We start from the raw sequence: 17,512 nt of genomic DNA, 5'->3' as shown, positions 1-17,512 counted from the left end.
CCGTTACCAGAGCTTTGAATAGAGAGCGTCCCACCGTGGATTGATGCTCTCAATCAGATCAGCCTTCCACTGTCTATACCAGCGCTTTAGTGATTTTTCGCGCGGGATAGCGTCGATAATCCGTTCATGCTCCTCATACCAGACCAGCCGTGTGCATCCGTATTTTGAGGTGAAACCCGGCATCAACCCTTTGCGATGTTCGTAAATATGGCCAGGCCAAGTCAGAGGTTACGCCTATATAAAGCGTCCCATGCTTGTGATTGGTGACGATGTAGACATACCCTGCCATGATAGCCCCTGTCGCGGGCTCGATCAGGGCGCGTGCATTGTCAATGTATTTGATTCGCAGGTCTCGTTGCGTCTGACAAGGCCGTTAGCGCTCCCTTGCCGTGGATCCTCGGGTCAAGCCCGAGGATCCACGGCTGAGGGGCAAAAACAGTTCTGTCATCCTCGCCGGGATCGGAAAGAGCGGACGAGAAATCAGCCCCCACGCCCCCATTATCCTCCTACTGCGGCTTGCCGTTTGCCCAGGTCACATTGCCGGCGAAGAGCGGGATGGTGGAGATCGATGTCTTGGCAGAACCGTCCTGCACCTGCGTCGCGTGGACGAGATAGATCATCGTGTCGTTCTTCTTGTCGTAGATGCGGGTGATGACCAGCTTCTTCCAGATCAGGCTGGTGCGCGAGGAAAAGACGCGCTCGCCCCCCTTGCCCAGCGCGATGTCGCCGACGGTGATCGGGCCGGTCTGCTGACAGGAGATGGAGGCGTTCGACGGGTCCTCGAACCAGTTGCCCTTCTGCAGCCGGTCGATGATGCCACGCTCGAACGAGGCGAGGTGGCAGGTGATGCCCTGCACCTTCGGGTCCTGCACGGCATCGATGACGATATCATTGCCGAGCCAGTCAACGCCAACCTTGCCGACCTCTTCGGCGACGGCAGGTGCGGCCTGGCCCAGAACGGTGCCGGCGAAAAGAGCCATGGCGGCGAGAACATGCTTCATCGAAACCTCCGGTAAGGGCCAGTCAAAAGGAATATGCCCGCGACAGAATTGGGACGCCTGCACGGAGATTGCAAGGACGATGACGGATGGACGGAAAACAGGGTTTCGATCCTGTTTATGCCCATTTGTCGAGAAAATCGGCGATATCGAGCGTCTGCATGTCTGGGATCACCTCGTAGAGCCTGTTCACCGGCCAGTCCCACCAGCAAAGCTTGAGAAGCCGCGCGATGATCGCTTCGTCGAAGCGTGGGCGGATGATGCGGGCCGGGCTGCCGGCGACGATCATGTAGGCGGCCACATCTTTCGTCACCACCGCATTGGCACCGATCACCGCGCCATGGCCGATCGAAACACCGGGCATGATAACCGCGCCATGGCCGATCCAGACATCATGGCCGATCGACACGCGCCGCGCCTGACGGCGGGCGCGAAATTGGCCGTCGACGCCCAGATAGCGGAAATATTCGTTGGGCCGGTAGCTTACTTTGTGGGTCGTAACGCGCTCTATCGGATGTTCCAGCGCGTTGATGCGGGTATTGGCGGCAATCGAGCAGAAACGGCCGATATCGGCATAGATTGCCTCGCCATTGCGCTCGAAATAGCTGAAATCGCCCACAGTCACCTCGCGCAGGATCACCCGTTCGCCGATTTCCGCATAGCGCCCGAGCTTCACCGATTTCAGCTGCGCCGTCGGGTGAATGCGCGGCTCGTCATTCTGGAAGCGCAGGTCGTTTTCGTCGTTCATTTCGGCAAGCTCGCTTGAATTATTGGCGGGATACGCTTTTCGCGGCCCTTCAGACTGCCTATAATGGAGGAATGAAGACGGTGCACGATCATAGTTTGCGGAAATACACGCTCGCCGCCCTGGCGGCGCTCCTCGCCGCGGGCTTCAGCGGCCTGGCCTTTGCCGGATGGCTCAACCATGGCGAGGGCATTTTCCAGTCGATGATCCAGACAGGCCTGTCCTGGTGTTTTTAAGCGAAATGTTTCCGATAGATGCGTAAAGTCCTTCCCGTCTTTTTCATCGCCATGATCGCGGTCCTCGCCGGTGCGCTTGCCTTCAACTTCTGGCGCGACCGCTCCAAGGGCGACGATGCCCCGTTCGGCGGACCGTTCCAGCTCGTCGCCACGACAGGCGAACCGATCACCGAAGAGGCGTTCCGCTCGCATCCCTCGGCGATTTTCTTCGGCTTCACCCACTGCCCCGATGTCTGCCCGACGACGCTTTTCGAGCTCGACGGCTGGCTGAAGCAGCTTGGGCCCGAAGGCGAGAATATCCGCGCCTATTTCGTCACGGTCGACCCCGAGCGGGACAATGTAGAGACGATGAAGGCCTATGTCGGCAATGTCTCCCAGCGCATCATGGGCATCACCGGCGAGCCGGACAAGGTGGCCGCGATGCTGAAATCCTATCACGTCTATTCCCGCAAGGTCCCCGGTGAAAACGGCGATTACACCATGGATCACACGGCCTCGATCTTCCTGCTCGACGCCAAGGGGCGCTTTCGCGGCACCATCGCCTATGGCGAAAACCCCGCTACAGCGATCGGGAAGCTGAAGAAGCTGGCGTCGGGATAGGCGGTTTATTTAATGGAATCGCTTCATCTTGAGGGGTGCCTTTCAAATGATTCCTCCTGAAAACGAAATGTCATAAATGCCGCAAACCCGCCTGTTCCTCGCTGCCGGAAAAGACGAAGCCGAGCGTATCTACAGCCTGATCGAACAGGAGTTCGAGGAGGACGGACTGCCCGTCGCCATCGTCGAGATGGATGAGGAGCGGCAGATCTTCGAAGTCTCGCTCTATGTCGAAGCGGATGCCGACGCCGCGGCGGCGCGCATCGCCGACCGGATCGGCTCCGATGCATTCGGGCTCGAAATCCAGCGGGAGGAGCTGCCGGATATCGACTGGGTGGTCCATTCGCTTGAAGGGCTGAAGCCGGTACGCGCCGGCCGCTTCTTCGTCCACGGCTCGCATGACCGCGACAAGCGCCGGCCCCATGATATCGCCATCGAGATCGATGCCGGCCAGGCTTTCGGCACGGGCCATCACGGCACCACGGCGGGCTGCCTGCAGATGATCGGCGAGATCATCCGCCGCGAGCACCCGCGCAACGCACTCGATCTGGGAACGGGAAGCGCGGTGCTGGCGATCGCCATCGCCAGGTTGGCGCCGATCCCGGTGCTGGCCACCGATATCGATCCGATCGCCACCGCCGTGGCGCAGGAAAATGTCGTGAAGAACGGCGTCGGCTCGCGCGTGCTGACGGCGACCGCCACCGGATTCCATCACCCTGTAATGCGAAACGCCGCGCCCTTCGACCTGATTGTCGCCAATATCCTGGCGCGTCCGCTGATGCAGCTCGCGCCCGCCATGCGCCGGCACCTGGCGCCGGGCGGATCGCTGATCCTGTCGGGCATTCTCGACAGCCAGCGCGACAAGGTGCTGGCCGCCTACCGCACGCAAGGGATTTTCCACCAGCGCACCCTGCACCGTGAGGGCTGGGTGACGCTTCATCTGAAGTGAGCATTTCATTTAAACAGAAACGCTGGCAGGAGAGTACCCGCTATGCCCTCTCCGCCGTCATTCTCGGGACAAGCCCGAGAATGACGGCGGAGAGGGTTTGAGTGTTTCCCTCAAACAGGAACTCTAGGTGAACAAACGAAAAAGGCGGCCCGAGGCCGCCTTTTGAATTTTATCTGATAATCCGATCAGAACGGATAGTAGGAGCCGCGCTTCAGGCTTTCGCGCGAATAGCCATTGGCCTTCAGCGTCTCGTCGTCCATCATCAGCAGCGCGCTGTTGACATAGCGGGCAACCTGCCGGCTGCGTGCGGCGACCAGATTGTCCATTGCGGCCCGGAAGAAGCCGCGCTTTGCACCATTGTTTGCCATCGTCAGATTCCTTCGCCCAATTGAACCAGCTATTCTGGAAGCACTCTTATCTTCTGCGTAAAATGTAGGCGCTTTCGCCTCCCGCATCCATCGACAATGCTGCATGACAGCAATGCGTTTTCGCAAGAGCACAGATAATGCTGCACCGCAAAAGAAACGATCCGGAAAGATCAGCGGTTGAGAATGCGCCGCCTACATTGCGCCGGACGCGCCGGGCGGATAATTTCGCGGGCCTGTCAATAGAGGTTCACGAAATCAGATGTTCCAGTCCTTCGAAGTCACCAGCAATCCGGCCAATGCGGCACCGCGCGTGGCAAAGCTCAGGGCCGAGATGGAAAAGCTCGGCCTCGACGGCTTTCTCGTGCCGCGCGCCGACGAGCACCAGGGCGAATATGTGCCGCCGCGCGCGCAGCGCCTTGCCTGGCTCACCGGCTTCACCGGCTCGGCCGGCGTTGCGCTGATCTTCAAGCATGATGCCTTCATCTTCGTAGACGGGCGCTACACGCTGCAAGTGCGCGACCAGACGGATTTGAGCATTTTCCAGGTCGAGAGCCTGATCGACACGCCGCCCTCCGTCTGGCTGGCCGAAAACGGCAAGGGTCTCGCCATCGGCTTCGATCCCTGGCTGCATACCATCGCCGAAGCCCGCTCGCTGCGCGAGGCGCTGGAGAAGAACGGCGGCAGGCTGGTGCCGGTCACCGACAATCTGGTCGATCTCGTCTGGACCGACCAGCCCTCCCCGCCGCTGGAGCCGGTCACTATCCAGCCCATCGCCTTCGCCGGCAAGGAAGCGCGCGAGAAGCTGGAGGAACTGTCGGAGGCGGTCACCAAGGCGGGAGCCGCGGCCACGGTGCTGACCGACCCCTCCTCCATCGCCTGGGCCTTCAACATCCGCGGCAAGGATGTGAGCAATACGCCGCTGCCGCTTTCCTTCGCCATCATCGCCGCGCATGGCGAACCGTCGGTCTTCATCGACAAGCGCAAGCTGCCGATCGAGACGGAAGCCTATCTGACGCAACTGGCGAAGCTTCGCTCGCCCAACACGCTGGAGGAGTATCTGCAGTCATGCGGAACGCAAGGCGACGCGATACTGCTCGATCCGGCGCTGGCAGCGGAAAAGCTGCGCATGATCGTCGAGGAAGCCGGCGGCAGGGTGATCGAGGGCAAGGATCCGGCGCGCCTGCCCCGCGCTATCAAGAACGAGGCGGAACTCACGGGCTCGCGCCGTGCGCATGAGCGCGACGGCCTGGCCATGGCTTCCTTCCTGTCCTGGCTCGACGAGCAGAAGCCGGGCACGATCGACGAGATCACCGCCGCGACCAAGCTCGAGGAAACCCGCCGCAGCGTCGCCGAAAGCTTCCAAATGCCGCTCGAGGATATCTCCTTCGACACCATCTCCTGCGCCGGGCCTAACGGCGCGATCATGCATTATCGCGTCAATACGGATACGAACCGTATGTTGAACGAAGGCGAGCTCTATCTGGTTGATTCCGGCGGCCAGTATCGCGACGGCACCACCGACATCACCCGTACCGTACCGATCGGTACTGTGTCGGAAGAGCTAAAACGCGCCTTCACGCTGGTGCTGAAGGGCATGATCGCCATTTCCACCGCGCGCTTCCCCAAGGGCACGCGCGGCATGGATATCGACGTGCTCGCCCGCATTGCGCTCTGGAAGCACGGCCTCGACTATGCCCATGGCACCGGCCATGGCGTCGGCTCCTATCTCGCCGTCCATGAGGGGCCACAGAACATCTCGCGGCGCGGCGTGCAGGAGCTGATGCCCGGCATGATCCTTTCCAACGAGCCCGGCTATTACAAGCCCGGCGCCTTCGGCATCCGCATCGAAAATCTTGTTGCCGTCACCGAGGCGGAGGCCATCAAGGGCGGCGATATCTCGATGATGGGCTTTGAGACCCTGACCTTCTGCCCGATTGACCGCCGGTTGATCGACACCTCGCTCCTGATCAGGGAGGAACTGGTCTGGCTCGATAATTATCACGCAGAGGTCCGCGAAAAGCTCCTGCCGCACGCGACCGGCAAGGTGCGCGACTGGCTGGTCACCGCGACCGAATCGCTGGGCGCTAGATCGGAAAGAAATGACGCAGTAGGATGATGAAGGCTGCGCCGGAGAAGAACATCGGCATCATGCTGAAGCGCGTCGCGATCAGCCCGGAGAAAAGCAGGGCGGCGAATTCCTGCCAGCTATTGGTGAAGGCGGGCGGCGCTACCAGTGTGGTCAGCACCGCCGCCGGCACGGCATTGAGCCCCGCTTCGACGCGGTAGTGGATCCGCTCGAAGCGGGAGAGGACGAGATGCCCGCCGACGCGTGTGAGGAAGGTCATGACCGCGGCGGCGAAGATGATCCAGACGATTGTCGACATCGCTCAGTTCTTCCCTGTTTCTGCCGGTTTGGCCAGGATGGCGGCCACCAATATTCCGGCGATGGCGCCGAGGCTGACATGCCAGGGCGAGCCGACGGTGTTGTAGGCGAGAACGGATGCCGCGCCGCTTGCAATCACCACCGGCAGCCATCTCGGCCGCGAGCGGAAGCTCATGACCAGGCCGAGGAAATAGATCGGCAGCAGCACGTCGAGCCCGATCGCATGGGGGTCGGAGATCAGATTGCCGAAGACGGCCCCGATGAAGGCCTCGGCCGTCCACATGACGTAGACGGGCGTGGCAAGGCCCAGATACCAGGCGAAGGTGACGGGCAATCCCGCCTCGCCGCGCTTCTCCGTCTCGGCATATTGCGGATCGACCAGCAGGAAGAAGGCGGCGACCTTCTGCCAGAAGGTGAAGTGGCGGATACGCCGCCCCACGGCAGCCGAATAGAGGACGTGACGGAAATTGACTGCGAAGATCGACAGCACGATCAGCCACGGCGCGATCTTCTGGCCGAAGAGCTCCAGCCCCACCATCTGGCTCGCGCCGGCATAGAGCGTCGCGCTCATCAGCACCGCTTCCGATACCGAGAAGCCGTTGTCGACCGCCACCGCACCGAACAACAGGCCGAACGGCGCGGAAGCAACCATGACGGGAAGCCCCTTGCGAAAGCCTTCCCAGAAGTCGACGCGCGGTCGCCTTGCTGTCTTGGCGCTGACCGCCTGATCCATGATATCTCCCGAAGCCGCCGCATCGGACGCAGGCCGCTTTACTGAAAACAGTGATGTTGTGCCGGAGCAAATCCAGGAAAGGAACGAAACCGGTTTCCTAGCCTGATCTAGATCAGGTTGACGGTGATGTCACATCAGAACTCTTGATGATTAGGTCACAAAATCTTCAATGATCAGGCCGGCACCGTCTTCTCGATCTTCTTGCCCCAGTCGATCAACGGCTTTGCCCGGACGGCGAAATCGAACAGCCTGTCGGCAAGTTCCGGCGAGGTGATGCTGTCGGGATCGATCTCCATGCGCACGAAGAAGTGCTTGTTTTTAACGGCTTCGGCAAGATCCGGCTCCTCGACATGCTCGAAGCCGCGCGGCAGGCGCTTCAGCCGGTCCGTATCGCGGAGCTCCAGCCCGTTGCGCTTCAATGCCTTGACCATCGCCCGGAACTCCTCCGGTTTCTCCACGATCGCCTTGCGCATGGCGAGCAGTAATTCCGGTCTCTGCTGCCACCAGGCGACGCCCGCATAGCAATCGCGCACGCCCGGCAGGCCGATGCAGACATAGAAGCAGCCGCTCTCGACCCGCTTGCTGCCATCGGCCGAAAGCAGCGCCGAGAGATGCCGGTTATAGGGGCTCTTGTCCTTGGAGAAGCGGGCATCACGATAAATGCGGAACTGCGACTTCACCCGATCGCCCCGGAACGGCAGGCCGGCCTCGGCAAACCGCTCCGTCAGATCTTCGACGAGATCGCCGAGCGGCTCCTTCAATTGGCTCTCGAAGAGGCTCTTATTTTCCTGGAACCATTCGCGGTTCTGGTGGAAATCGAGCGCCTTCAGGAAAGGCAGCGCCTTTTCGCCGAAACCCTTGAACTTCCGCTCGCTCATGCTTTCTCTCCAACAAGTGCGAACCACCCGTCCTCGTCGATCACCTCGACGCCGAATTCCTGCGCCTTGGCGAGCTTCGATCCAGCGCCCGGGCCAGCCACCACCAGGTCGGTCTTCTTCGACACCGAGCCTGAAACCTTGGCGCCATAGCGCTCGGCCATGGCCTTGGCCTCGTCGCGCGACATCTTTTCGAGTGAGCCGGTGAACACCACTGTCTTGCCCGCCACAGGCGAGCCGCTGGCGACGCGCACTTCCTCGTCGAGCGGCGTCACTTCCTTCAAAAGCGCGTCCAGCACTTCAAGATTATGCGGCTCGTTGTAGAAATCAACGACCGCCTCGGCGACGATCCGCCCGATGCCCTCGATATCGTTCAGCTCAAGCCAGGCCTCGTTACCCTTGTCGGTTCGATCCGCCGGGTCCTGCGGCGGCTTGGCCTCTCGTACAGCGCGTTCAAAAGCCTCGTAGGAGCCATAGGCGCGGGCAAGGCGCTTGGCGTTGACCTCGCCGACATGCCGGATGCCAAGCCCGAAAAGGAAACGGCTCAGCGCAATGTTGCGGCGTTCATCGATAGCGTCGAACAGCTTCTTCACCGAAACCGCGCCGAACCCGTCAATATTCTCAAGCTTGGTCAGGGAACGGCTCTGCCGCTCCTTCAGCGTGAAGATGTCGGCGGGCGAGCGCACCCGCAGCGCCGGGTCTTCGGCATTGAAGAAGAACTCGACCTGCTTTTCCCCCAGCCCCTCGATGTCGAAGGCATTGCGCGAGACGAAGTGCCGGATACGCTCCACCGCCTGTGCCGAGCAGATCAACCCGCCGGTACAGCGGCGTACCGCCTCCCCTTCCTCGCGCACGGCATGGCTATCGCAGACCGGGCAGCGATGCGGAAATTCGTAAGGAACGGCCGAGGCGGGGCGCTGGTCCATGACCACATCGACGATCTGCGGAATGACGTCCCCTGCCCGCTGTACGATCACCATATCACCGACGCGGATATCACGACCCTCGCGGATCGGCTGGCCACCGCTGCCGATGCCCTTGATATAGTCCTCATTGTGCAGTGTCGCGTTGGTGACGACCACCCCGCCCACGGTGATCGGCTCCAGCCGCGCCACCGGCGTCAACGCGCCGGTGCGGCCGACCTGGATGTCTATACCGGTAAGCCGCGTGAAGGCCTGCTCGGCCGCGAATTTATGCGCCGTCGCCCAGCGGGGCGAGCGCGAGCGGAAGCCCAAGCGGGTCTGCAGGTCGAGCCGATCGACCTTGTAGACGACCCCATCGATGTCATAGTCGAGGTCGGGACGCAGGCGCTCGATCTGGTGGTAGTGCTCCAGAAGCTCTTCCACTGTGCAGAACCGCTTCATCAGCGGGTTGACGGGAAAGCCCCATGCCCCGAAGAGCTCGACCATGCCGAGTTGCGTATCGACCGGCATGGCCGACATCTCGCCCCAGGCATAGGCGAAGAAGCGCAGTTTCCGGCTCGCTGTCACCTTCGGGTCGAGCTGGCGCAGCGAGCCTGACGCCGTGTTGCGCGGATTGACATAGGTCTGCTTGCCCTCGGCCGCCATCTGCGTGTTGAGCGCAAGGAAGTCGCTCTTGGCCATATAGACCTCGCCGCGTATCTCCACGACCTCTGGCACGCCGGCGGGCAGCTCGTTCGGGATCTCCTTGATGGTGCGGATATTTGCCGTCACATTCTCGCCCGTCGTGCCATCGCCGCGCGTGGCGGCGCTGACGAGCCGTCCCCGCTCGTAGCGCAGCGACATCGAAAGCCCGTCGATCTTCGGCTCCGCGGTAAAGGCGATGGAGCTATCCGGCAGTTTGCCCAGGAACCGGTAGACGCTGGCGACGAAATCGCGCACATCCTCGTCCGAAAAAACGTTGTCGAGCGACAGCATCGGGCGGGAATGGACGATCGGCGCGAATGGGCCGGAGGGCGCCGTCCCCACCTTGCGCGACGGGCTGTCGGGCCGGATCAGCGCCGGAAACCGCGCCTCGATCGCATTGTTGCGCTGTCTCAGCGCATCATATTCGGCGTCCGAAATCTCCGGCGCATCCTTGGCATAATAAAGCGCATCATGCCGGGCGAGCTCGCCGGCAAGAAACGCCAGCTCCTCGACGGCTTCGGCTTCGCTCAATTCGCTGACAGGCTTTTGGTTGGTGGGCATGCGTGGAGACTCCGATAATTCGGAATCGTTCTAGCCCAAACCATGATTTTTGAGAACCAGCGCAATGGATGTCCCTCAACCACAAGGCCGCCGAATGAAACCGGCAGCCTTTGATGTCCGGGCATTTTGCGCTCAGACGGCCTTGACTCAGAGCTTGGGACCCGGGCTCGAGCGGCCTTCAGACTTGTGCGGACCCGCCGTCAACGAAGACCTCGCTACCGGTCATGAAGCTGCTTTCGTCCGAGGCAAGGAAGAGCGCCACCGCCGCCGTCTCCTCGGCGCGCCCGATACGGCCGAGCGGTATCTCCGTGGCGAAGCCTTCCAGGAACACATCCTCCTCTCCGGCCTTTGCCAAGCCCTTGAGGCCGGGCGTCTCGGTGGCGCCGGGAGAGAGCACGTTCACGCGGATGCCTGTCCCTTTCAGATCCAGCGCCCAGCTTCGGGCAAAATTACGGATCGCGGCCTTGGTCGCGCTGTAGACGCTGAACGCAGGCGTTCCCGTCGAACCGGTGGTCGAGCCGGTCAGGATGATGGATCCACCGGTTCGCATAAGCGGCAGAGCCTTTTGCACCGTGAACAGCGTTCCCTTGACGTTGACGTCGAACGTCAAGTCGAACGACGCCTCGTCGATAACGCCAAGCGGAGCCAGCTTTCCAAGTCCGGCATTGGCGAAAAGAATGTCTATTCGCCCGCTCTTCGCACGCACCGTCGCAAACAGCCGATCGAGATCGTCCAGACGCGAAACGTCGCCCTGCACCGCCGTCACTCCGGAGCCGATCGCCTCCACTGCTTTGTCCAGTTCCTCCTGCCGACGGCCGGTAATGAAAACCTCGGCCCCTTCCGCCACAAACCGCTTGGCGGTCGCCAGACCGATGCCGCTGTTGCCGCCGGTAATGACAGCGATTTTACCTTCAAGTCTGCCCATCTCGATCTCCTAAGGAATATGATGACCGACTCGAAATAGAGACTTGCTTTTCTTTCTTCCAGTATGCACCTTTTGGTAAGTACCTATTGGAGCATGAGAAATGACCACATCAGGCTTTAACTGCGGGCTGGACGCCGCGTTGGCTGTCATCGGCGGAAAGTGGAAGCCCTTGATTCTGTTCCACCTTGCCCACGAATCTCGACGCTATGGCGACCTGCGGCGTGCCATCGGCAATGTCAGTGACAAGATGCTCATCCAGCAACTCAGGGAGTTGGAGGCCGATGGGATCGTCGATCGGCTCGACTTCAAGGAAATTCCGCCGAAAGTCGAATATTCCCTTACTGCGTTCGGCCAGACCCTCGCTGAAGCCCTGAAGCCCCTCTGCGCCTGGGGAACGGAACATATGACCGAGGTTGAGAAACTGATGTCACGGCGCGGCACGTCCGCGGCGGAGAACGCAGCCTGACTTTCCGAATGTGCTGGACGAGCTATGGCGCGCGACAGCGTGGATAAAGCGCCCGGTAGGCTGTGAAGACCACTACGGCGCCTTTCCTTTCCAATCGCGGCAACCGGGGCCTTTGCCTGAACTCCCTTACCCCGCCCCGCTCAACAGCCTCGCCGCCGCCGCGCGCGCCTCGTCGGTGACCGAAGCGCCAGCGAGCATACGGGCGATCTCCTCGGTGCGGGCCTCATGATCCATATGCGCCACACGGGTGACGATCATGTCCGAAGCCTCGCCGGTCGGGCCCTTGGAGATCAGCATATGCGTGGTGGCGCGCGCCGCGACCTGCGGCGCGTGGGTGACGGAGAGAACCTGCACATTGGCCGAAAGGCGGGAGAGCCGCTGGCCGATAGCGTCGGCCACCGCACCCCCCACGCCGGTATCGATCTCGTCGAAAACAAGCGTCGGCGCAGAGCCGCGATCGGCGAGCGCCACCTTCAGCGCCAGCAGGAAGCGTGAGAGCTCGCCGCCCGAGGCGACCTTCATCATCGGCCCTGCCCGCGTGCCGGGATTGGTCCGTACCCAATATTCGACCGTGTCGATGCCCTCCGCGCCACGCGCTTCCGCATCGCTTTTCATCTCCACGATGAACTCGGCGCGCTCCAGCTTCAACGCCGGCAGCTCGGCCATGACGGCGGCTTTCAGATGCTCCGCCGTCTCCCGCCTATCGGCAGAAAGCCGCGCGGCGGCCTCGTCATAAGCGACACGAGCAGCAACGGCTTCCTTTTCGAGCACGGCAAGACGCTCCGCCCCGGCGTCGAGATCGGCGAGATCCGCATCCATCCGGTCGCGCAGCGCCGCCAGATCGTCGACAGGCACGGAATATTTCCGCCCGGCGGCCCGAAGCGCGAAAAGCCGCTCCTCCACCTGCTCCAGCACACGCGGATCGAAATCGATCGCCCGCATCGCTTCCTCGATACCGCTCTGCGCATCGCTTAAGCTATCGAGTGCCTGGTCTATCGCCTTGATCACGGGCTCCAGCAATTGCGGCGCCTCGCCGGCCTTGCGCTCCAGCCGCCGCACTAGGCTCGCGAGCGACGGCACGGGCGAAGCCGAACCGGACAGGATCTCGTTCGCCTCGTTGACATCGGCCGCGATCTTTTCCGATTTCATCATCGTCGCCCGCTTTTCGGCGAGCGTTTCCTCTTCCTGCGGCTGCGGGTCGAGCTTTGAGAGTTCGTCCACCGAGGCGCGCAGATAATCCGCCTCGCGCGCCGCCGCCTCGACCTTCGCCCGATGGCGCGACAACGCCTGCTCGGCGTCGCGCCAGACCCGATAGCGGCTGCGGACAAGCGAGACATCCGGCTCCAGCCCACCGAAGGCGTCGAGCAGCGTGCGGTGAATATCGGTGTCGATCAGTGCCCGGTCGTCATGCTGGCCGTGGATTTCCACGAGCCGGCGCCCGACCTCGCGCAACAGCGACACGCTCGCCGCCTGATCGTTGATGAAAACGCGGGTGCGCCCGTCCGCCGTCTGCACCCGGCGCAGGATGACGTCGCCGTCGTCATCGATATCGTTCTCGCGAAGGAAGGCTCTTGCTGGATGATTGCCGGGAACGTCAAAGGCTGCGATCACCTGCCCCTGCTCCGCACCATGGCGCACGAGCGAGGCATCGCCCCGCGCGCCAAGCGCCAGCGAAAGCGCGTCAAGCAGGATGGATTTGCCGGCGCCCGTCTCGCCGGTCAGCACCGAAAGACCGCCGCGAAACTCAAGATCGAGCCTCTCGATCAGGACGATATCGCGGATCGACAGGTGCGACAGCATCAGAGCCTCTAAGTTGAGCTTATGCGCCGCCGCCGGTGATCAGCGTGGCCGCCTTCGACAGCCACGAACCGGCATTCTGGCGCGGTTCCAGCCCGCCACTCTGCAGAAGCTTGTAGGAATCCTTGTACCACTGGCTGTCCGGGAAGTTCTGTCCGAGCACCGCCGCCGCCGTCTGCGCTTCAGAGACGAGGCCCAACGCGTAATAGGCTTCGACGAGACGTGCCAGCGCTTCCTCGACATGGCGGGTGTTGGAATATTCCTCGACCACGGTGCGGAACCGCTTGATCGACGCCAGATATTCCTTGCGTTCGAGATAATAGCGTCCGATCTGCATCTCCTTGCCGGCGAGTTGATCACGGGCGAACCGGATCTTCGCCTTGGCATCCTCGACATATTCGGAATCGGGATAACGCTCGACCACTTCGTTCATCGCCGCGATCGCCCGCCGCGTCTGCCCCTGGTCGCGCGTGACGTCGGGGATCTGCCGGAAATAGCTGAGGCCGATGATATAATAGGCATATGCCGCTTCCTGCGACGTCGGATAGAGCGTCGTGTAGCGCTTCGCCATATTCACGGCTTCGTCGTAATTGCCCTGCCGGTAATTGGTGAAGGCAGCCATCACCAGTGCCTTGCGGGCATATTCCGTGTAGGGGTGCTGGCGGTCGATGGCCGCGAACTTCTTCGCCGCCTCGTTCAGGCGGCCGGCTTCGAGATTCGCAAGGCCCTGATTATAGAGCGTATCGGCGGGATCGATCGTCTCGACATATTTGCTGAGATCGACGTCGTCATTTTTGCTGGCGCAGCCCGAAAGCGGGATCGCAAGGGCAAGCACACCCGTCAGAACCACCTTGCGCAGCATTTCATTGCGCTGAAGATCAGGATTGGCTTGGGGCCCAAGCGCAACGTTCACCGGCAAATTCGAACTCGTCATGCTGTCTCCGGCCCTTCGGCACTCTCAAATCGTGCTAGCATTCGGTCGCCCATAAACCACAAGCCAGGGAAATCGGCAATGTCGTTGCCGGTGATTAGCCCGATTTTGTGATCCAGCGCCTCACCCCGTCAATCATCCGTTGACGGCTCAATTATGGCCAAGCCGCCGCCGATCGCCACGACAGGCGCAATCCACAGGATATTCGGTGAGTTAAAGTACCCAGGGAGCGTGAACGGGAGCGTTCACCGCGACCAGGTCGGCGGACCGGCCGCCAGTCCGCTTGCCCGACGATTCGACGATATCGAATGCCGAATGATCGGAAAGAAGCGCGCGCAGGGCGGCGGCGTTCAGGCGGTGACCGCTGCGATAGGAGCGGAAGCAGCCGATGAACGGCGCGCCGGCAAGTGCGAGGTCGCCCACCGCATCGAGCGTCTTGTGCCGCACGAACTCGTCGGGAAACCGCAGCCCGCCCGGATTGATCACGGAATTATCGTCGCCGATGACGAGCGAATTGTCGAGCGAAGAGCCGAGCGCATGGCCGGATGCCCATAGCTTCTCGACATCCTTCATGAAGCCAAAGGTGCGCGCGCTGGCGATCTCGCGGCGGAACACCTGCGCATTCATGTCGCTGGAGAAGCCCTGCCGGCCGATCAGCGGGCATTCGAAATCGATCTCGACCTCAAAACGCGTCCCATCATAGGGACGGAACTCGGCCCAGGAGCCGCCGGTTTCCACGCGCACGGTCCTGGTGACGCGGATGAAACGGCGCTTGGCCGGCTGCGAGACGAGCCCCGCCTGCTCGAACGCCTCGATGAAACAGGTGGACGTGCCGTCGAGGATGGGAACCTCGGAACCATCGATTTCGATGACGAGATTGTCGATCTCCATGGCCATCAGCGCAGCCATCAAATGCTCGACCGTATCGACCTTGACGCCGCGATTGCCGAGCGAGGTGCAGAGATCCGTCGCGCCGATTTCCGAAGCAAGCGCCTTGATCACATGCAGCTTGCCATCCGCATCCTTGCGATGAAAGACAATGCCCGTATCGGGATCGGCCGGAAGGAAGCTGGCCGTCACCGGCTTGCCGCCATGTACGCCTATGCCAGACAGGGTAACCGGCTTTGCCAGTGTCTTCTGATAGCCCAAAACGATCCCCATGGATGCCTACCCCGGTTGCAGATTGGCAGACGTGGCTGTCATGTCCAGCGCCAACTTTTCGTTGTCCCCAACCGGACATCGTTCCAAAGCGAGTCTGTTGGGTCGAGTGCTCTGCAGCGCCCTGCCGTTTGGAATGCGCGGAGGTTGCTGCGGATTAATAAATTCGCGCACCAAATACTCCGAAAAACCGATTCCGGCCCGGCCGATGCGCTGCCTGGAAGATAATGTTCGCTCCCTAATGGTCCAAATCACGGTTCCTTACCATTTATTACATGGTTTCCACATGAGGAGACAGGGAAATTATCCAATGATTTCAAATGAATGAAAAGAAGAACCCCCGCCGATCCTAAGATCGACGAGGGTTGCTTTGTGACGAAATTGCGAAATCCGTATCGGTCCGGAGAAAAACCGGCCCTTTACCGTCTCGGCTTTAGTTAGCCTGGCGGCGCAGGAAAGCCGGGATTTCCAGCTGATCCTCTTCCGAGACCTGGCGCGGCTGCGGGCGACCCTGCTCGTCGAGCTGTCCACGGCGCGGTGCATAGATCGATGCATCCTGCGAAAGCGGGCGGCGGGGTTCGGCCGGACGCATCGCCGGCTCGCGGTGCTGCGCGGGCTCGAGCCGTGCCGCTGGTTCTTCCTCGCGGCGCGACAGACCATGGGTCAGACGTTTGAGGAGACCCATCGGACCACGATCCTCGGCAACGGGGTTGTGCTGCGCATTCAGTTCCGCCTGAACCACCGGCGGAAAGTCAGCGACATCCGGCATACGCGGTGCAAGCCGCTGCACCGGAGCGGGAGCCTGCTCCGCACGGTGCATCGGGTGATGCTGCGGCTGGGGCTGCGGCGCCATGGCAGGCTGCGCGTGCTGCTGCATCTGCGGACGCGGTGCGACGGCTGCAGCGGCGGGCGCGCGGGTTTCGAGCGCTTCCGGCGCGGGAGCCTGGAAGATGCGGCTCTGCGGACGGAATTCCTGCTCCACGGCAGACGGCTGTGCGTGCTGCGGCACTTCGGCCTCGGCGGCCTGGATCGCCTGGGCGACAGGATCCGCCGGGCGCTGCTGGGCAACCGCCGGCTGCTCTACAGGACGCTGGACAGGCGCCTGGGCGGCGGGCTTTGCGACAGGCTTCATTGCCTGGCGAAATTCCAGCGGCGCAGGCGCCGCGTCTCCGATCTGCTTGTCGATGCCAGTTGCCACGACCGAAACGCGGATAACGCCTTCCAGCCCTTCGTCGAAAGTTGCGCCGAGAATAATGTTCGCCTCGGGATCGACCTCCTCGCGGATGCGGGTCGCCGCTTCATCAACCTCGAACAGCGTCATGTCGCGGCCGCCGGTGATCGAGATCAGCAGGCCCTTGGCGCCGCGCATCGAGGTTTCGTCGAGCAGCGGATTGGCGATCGCTGCTTCGGCAGCGGCCATCGCGCGACCATCGCCGGAAGCTTCGCCGGTGCCCATCATCGCCTTGCCCATCTCGCGCATCACCGAACGCACGTCGGCGAAGTCGAGATTGATCAGGCCTTCCTTGACCATCAGGTCGGTGATGCAGGCGACACCCGAATAGAGCACCTGGTCCGCCATCGCGAAGGCATCGGCGAACGTCGTCTTGTCATTGGCGATGCGGAAGAGGTTCTGGTTGGGGATGACGATCAGCGTATCGACGTTCTTCTGCAGTTCGTCGATGCCCATGTCGGCGGTCTTCATGCGCCGCTGACCCTCGAAGTGGAACGGCTTGGTGACCACGCCGACGGTGAGGATACCCTTCTCGCGCGCCGCACGCGCCACGACGGGAGCCGCGCCGGTGCCCGTGCCGCCGCCCATGCCGGCGGTGACGAAGCACATATGCGTGCCCGACAGATGATCGTTGATCTCGTCGATGCATTCCTCGGCTGCCGCGCGCCCGACCTCGGGCTGCGAACCGGCGCCAAGGCCCTCGGTGACGGCGGTGCCGAGCTGGATCAGGCGCTCCGATTTCGACATGGCCAGCGCCTGTGCGTCGGTGTTCGCCACCACGAAATCGACGCCGCGCAGGCCGGCATTGATCATGTTGTTGACGGCGTTGCCGCCGCCGCCGCCGACACCGAACACGGTGATGCGCGGCTTAAGCTCGGTGATGTCCGGCTTTTGCAGATTGATAGTCATCGTTCCTCGTCCTTTTCGCCTTTTTTCACCGCTTCGCCGCCGC

At 62.0% G+C, this 17,512-nt stretch carries 17 protein-coding genes and 1 pseudogene; 5 read left to right on the top strand and 13 right to left on the bottom strand.

Features of this window, described 5'->3' with window-relative positions:
* Window positions 1–3: 3 nt before the first annotated feature.
* The 3 genes and pseudogenes from ATN84_RS27830 to ATN84_RS14940 all read right to left on the bottom strand — a co-directional run bounded on the left by ATN84_RS27830 (window position 4) and on the right by ATN84_RS14940 (window position 1,746).
* Window positions 4–289 (bottom strand): annotated as a pseudogene (locus tag ATN84_RS27830) (GIY-YIG nuclease family protein).
* A gap of 217 nt (window positions 290–506) precedes the next feature.
* Window positions 507–1,001, bottom strand: a complete 495-nt coding sequence (locus tag ATN84_RS14945) for a CreA family protein (RefSeq protein ID WP_068882430.1) — start codon at window positions 999–1,001, stop codon at window positions 507–509.
* A gap of 115 nt (window positions 1,002–1,116) precedes the next feature.
* Complete coding sequence (locus ATN84_RS14940) at window positions 1,117–1,746, bottom strand: DapH/DapD/GlmU-related protein (protein ID WP_068882429.1); 630 nt, start codon at window positions 1,744–1,746, stop codon at window positions 1,117–1,119.
* Between the two features lie 80 nt (window positions 1,747–1,826).
* Between ATN84_RS14940 and ATN84_RS27495 the strand changes: the two genes are divergently transcribed.
* From ATN84_RS27495 to ATN84_RS14925, 3 genes are all read left to right on the top strand, one after another.
* Window positions 1,827–1,979 (top strand): hypothetical protein, encoded by a 153-nt coding sequence (locus tag ATN84_RS27495; protein ID WP_201026388.1) that lies wholly within the window; start codon window positions 1,827–1,829, stop codon window positions 1,977–1,979.
* Window positions 1,980–1,997: 18 nt separating this feature from the next.
* The gene (locus ATN84_RS14930) at window positions 1,998–2,579 is read left to right on the top strand and encodes an SCO family protein (protein ID WP_068882427.1); all 582 of its coding nucleotides are present in this window, start codon (window positions 1,998–2,000) and stop codon (window positions 2,577–2,579) included.
* A 76-nt stretch (window positions 2,580–2,655) separates the two neighbouring features.
* Window positions 2,656–3,525, top strand: a complete 870-nt coding sequence (locus tag ATN84_RS14925; RefSeq protein WP_068882426.1) for a 50S ribosomal protein L11 methyltransferase — start codon at window positions 2,656–2,658, stop codon at window positions 3,523–3,525.
* Window positions 3,526–3,710: 185 nt separating this feature from the next.
* On the opposite strand, the gene ATN84_RS14920 is transcribed toward ATN84_RS14925, so the two are convergent.
* Complete coding sequence (locus tag ATN84_RS14920) at window positions 3,711–3,893, bottom strand: hypothetical protein (protein ID WP_068882425.1); 183 nt, start codon at window positions 3,891–3,893, stop codon at window positions 3,711–3,713.
* 259 nt (window positions 3,894–4,152) lie between these two features.
* Here ATN84_RS14920 and ATN84_RS14915 point away from each other — a divergent pair, with 259 nt between their 5' ends.
* A complete protein-coding gene (locus tag ATN84_RS14915) occupies window positions 4,153–6,009 on the top strand; it encodes an aminopeptidase P family protein (RefSeq protein ID WP_068882424.1) in 1,857 nt (618 codons plus the stop codon).
* On the opposite strand, the gene ATN84_RS14910 is transcribed toward ATN84_RS14915, so the two are convergent.
* The 5 genes from ATN84_RS14910 to ATN84_RS14890 all read right to left on the bottom strand — a co-directional run bounded on the left by ATN84_RS14910 (window position 5,978) and on the right by ATN84_RS14890 (window position 10,977).
* A complete protein-coding gene (locus ATN84_RS14910) occupies window positions 5,978–6,277 on the bottom strand; it encodes an AzlD family protein (protein WP_068882423.1) in 300 nt (99 codons plus the stop codon). The genes ATN84_RS14915 and ATN84_RS14910 overlap by 32 nt on opposite strands.
* Before the next feature lie 3 nt (window positions 6,278–6,280).
* A complete protein-coding gene (locus tag ATN84_RS14905) occupies window positions 6,281–7,009 on the bottom strand; it encodes an AzlC family ABC transporter permease (protein WP_068882422.1) in 729 nt (242 codons plus the stop codon).
* Between the two features lie 173 nt (window positions 7,010–7,182).
* Entirely contained in the window at window positions 7,183–7,887 is a 705-nt protein-coding gene (locus tag ATN84_RS14900; RefSeq protein WP_068882421.1) for a DUF2461 domain-containing protein, read from the bottom strand.
* Window positions 7,884–10,052: an NAD-dependent DNA ligase LigA gene (gene ligA / locus ATN84_RS14895; protein WP_068882420.1), complete on the bottom strand. Its 2,169-nt coding sequence runs from the start codon at window positions 10,050–10,052 to the stop codon at window positions 7,884–7,886. The genes ATN84_RS14900 and ligA overlap by 4 nt, the downstream gene beginning before the upstream one ends.
* A gap of 178 nt (window positions 10,053–10,230) precedes the next feature.
* Entirely contained in the window at window positions 10,231–10,977 is a 747-nt protein-coding gene (locus ATN84_RS14890; RefSeq protein ID WP_068882419.1) for an SDR family NAD(P)-dependent oxidoreductase, read from the bottom strand.
* Window positions 10,978–11,077: 100 nt separating this feature from the next.
* Here ATN84_RS14890 and ATN84_RS14885 point away from each other — a divergent pair, with 100 nt between their 5' ends.
* Window positions 11,078–11,443 carry a winged helix-turn-helix transcriptional regulator gene (locus ATN84_RS14885; RefSeq protein WP_068882418.1) on the top strand — a complete coding sequence of 122 codons (366 nt, stop codon included), beginning with the start codon at window positions 11,078–11,080 and terminating at the stop codon, window positions 11,441–11,443.
* Between the two features lie 126 nt (window positions 11,444–11,569).
* Here ATN84_RS14885 and recN read toward each other — a convergent pair whose 3' ends face one another.
* From recN to ftsZ, 4 genes are all read right to left on the bottom strand, one after another.
* On the bottom strand, window positions 11,570–13,243 hold the full coding sequence (gene recN / locus ATN84_RS14880) for a DNA repair protein RecN (RefSeq protein ID WP_068882417.1): 1,674 nt from the start codon (window positions 13,241–13,243) through the stop codon (window positions 11,570–11,572).
* Between the two features lie 19 nt (window positions 13,244–13,262).
* Window positions 13,263–14,102: an outer membrane protein assembly factor BamD gene (locus tag ATN84_RS14875; protein WP_153020268.1), complete on the bottom strand. Its 840-nt coding sequence runs from the start codon at window positions 14,100–14,102 to the stop codon at window positions 13,263–13,265.
* A gap of 282 nt (window positions 14,103–14,384) precedes the next feature.
* Complete coding sequence (lpxC, locus tag ATN84_RS14870) at window positions 14,385–15,332, bottom strand: UDP-3-O-acyl-N-acetylglucosamine deacetylase (RefSeq protein ID WP_068882415.1); 948 nt, start codon at window positions 15,330–15,332, stop codon at window positions 14,385–14,387.
* 430 nt (window positions 15,333–15,762) lie between these two features.
* Window positions 15,763–17,469, bottom strand: a complete 1,707-nt coding sequence (ftsZ, locus tag ATN84_RS14865; protein WP_068882414.1) for a cell division protein FtsZ — start codon at window positions 17,467–17,469, stop codon at window positions 15,763–15,765.
* Window positions 17,470–17,512 lie beyond the last annotated feature (43 nt).

It is taken from the genome of Paramesorhizobium deserti, from assembly GCF_001558695.1.
Lineage (GTDB): Bacteria > Pseudomonadota > Alphaproteobacteria > Rhizobiales > Rhizobiaceae > Paramesorhizobium > Paramesorhizobium deserti.
Note: the sequence above shows the minus strand (reverse complement) of the source record. Positions and strands in the feature narration are given on the sequence as shown.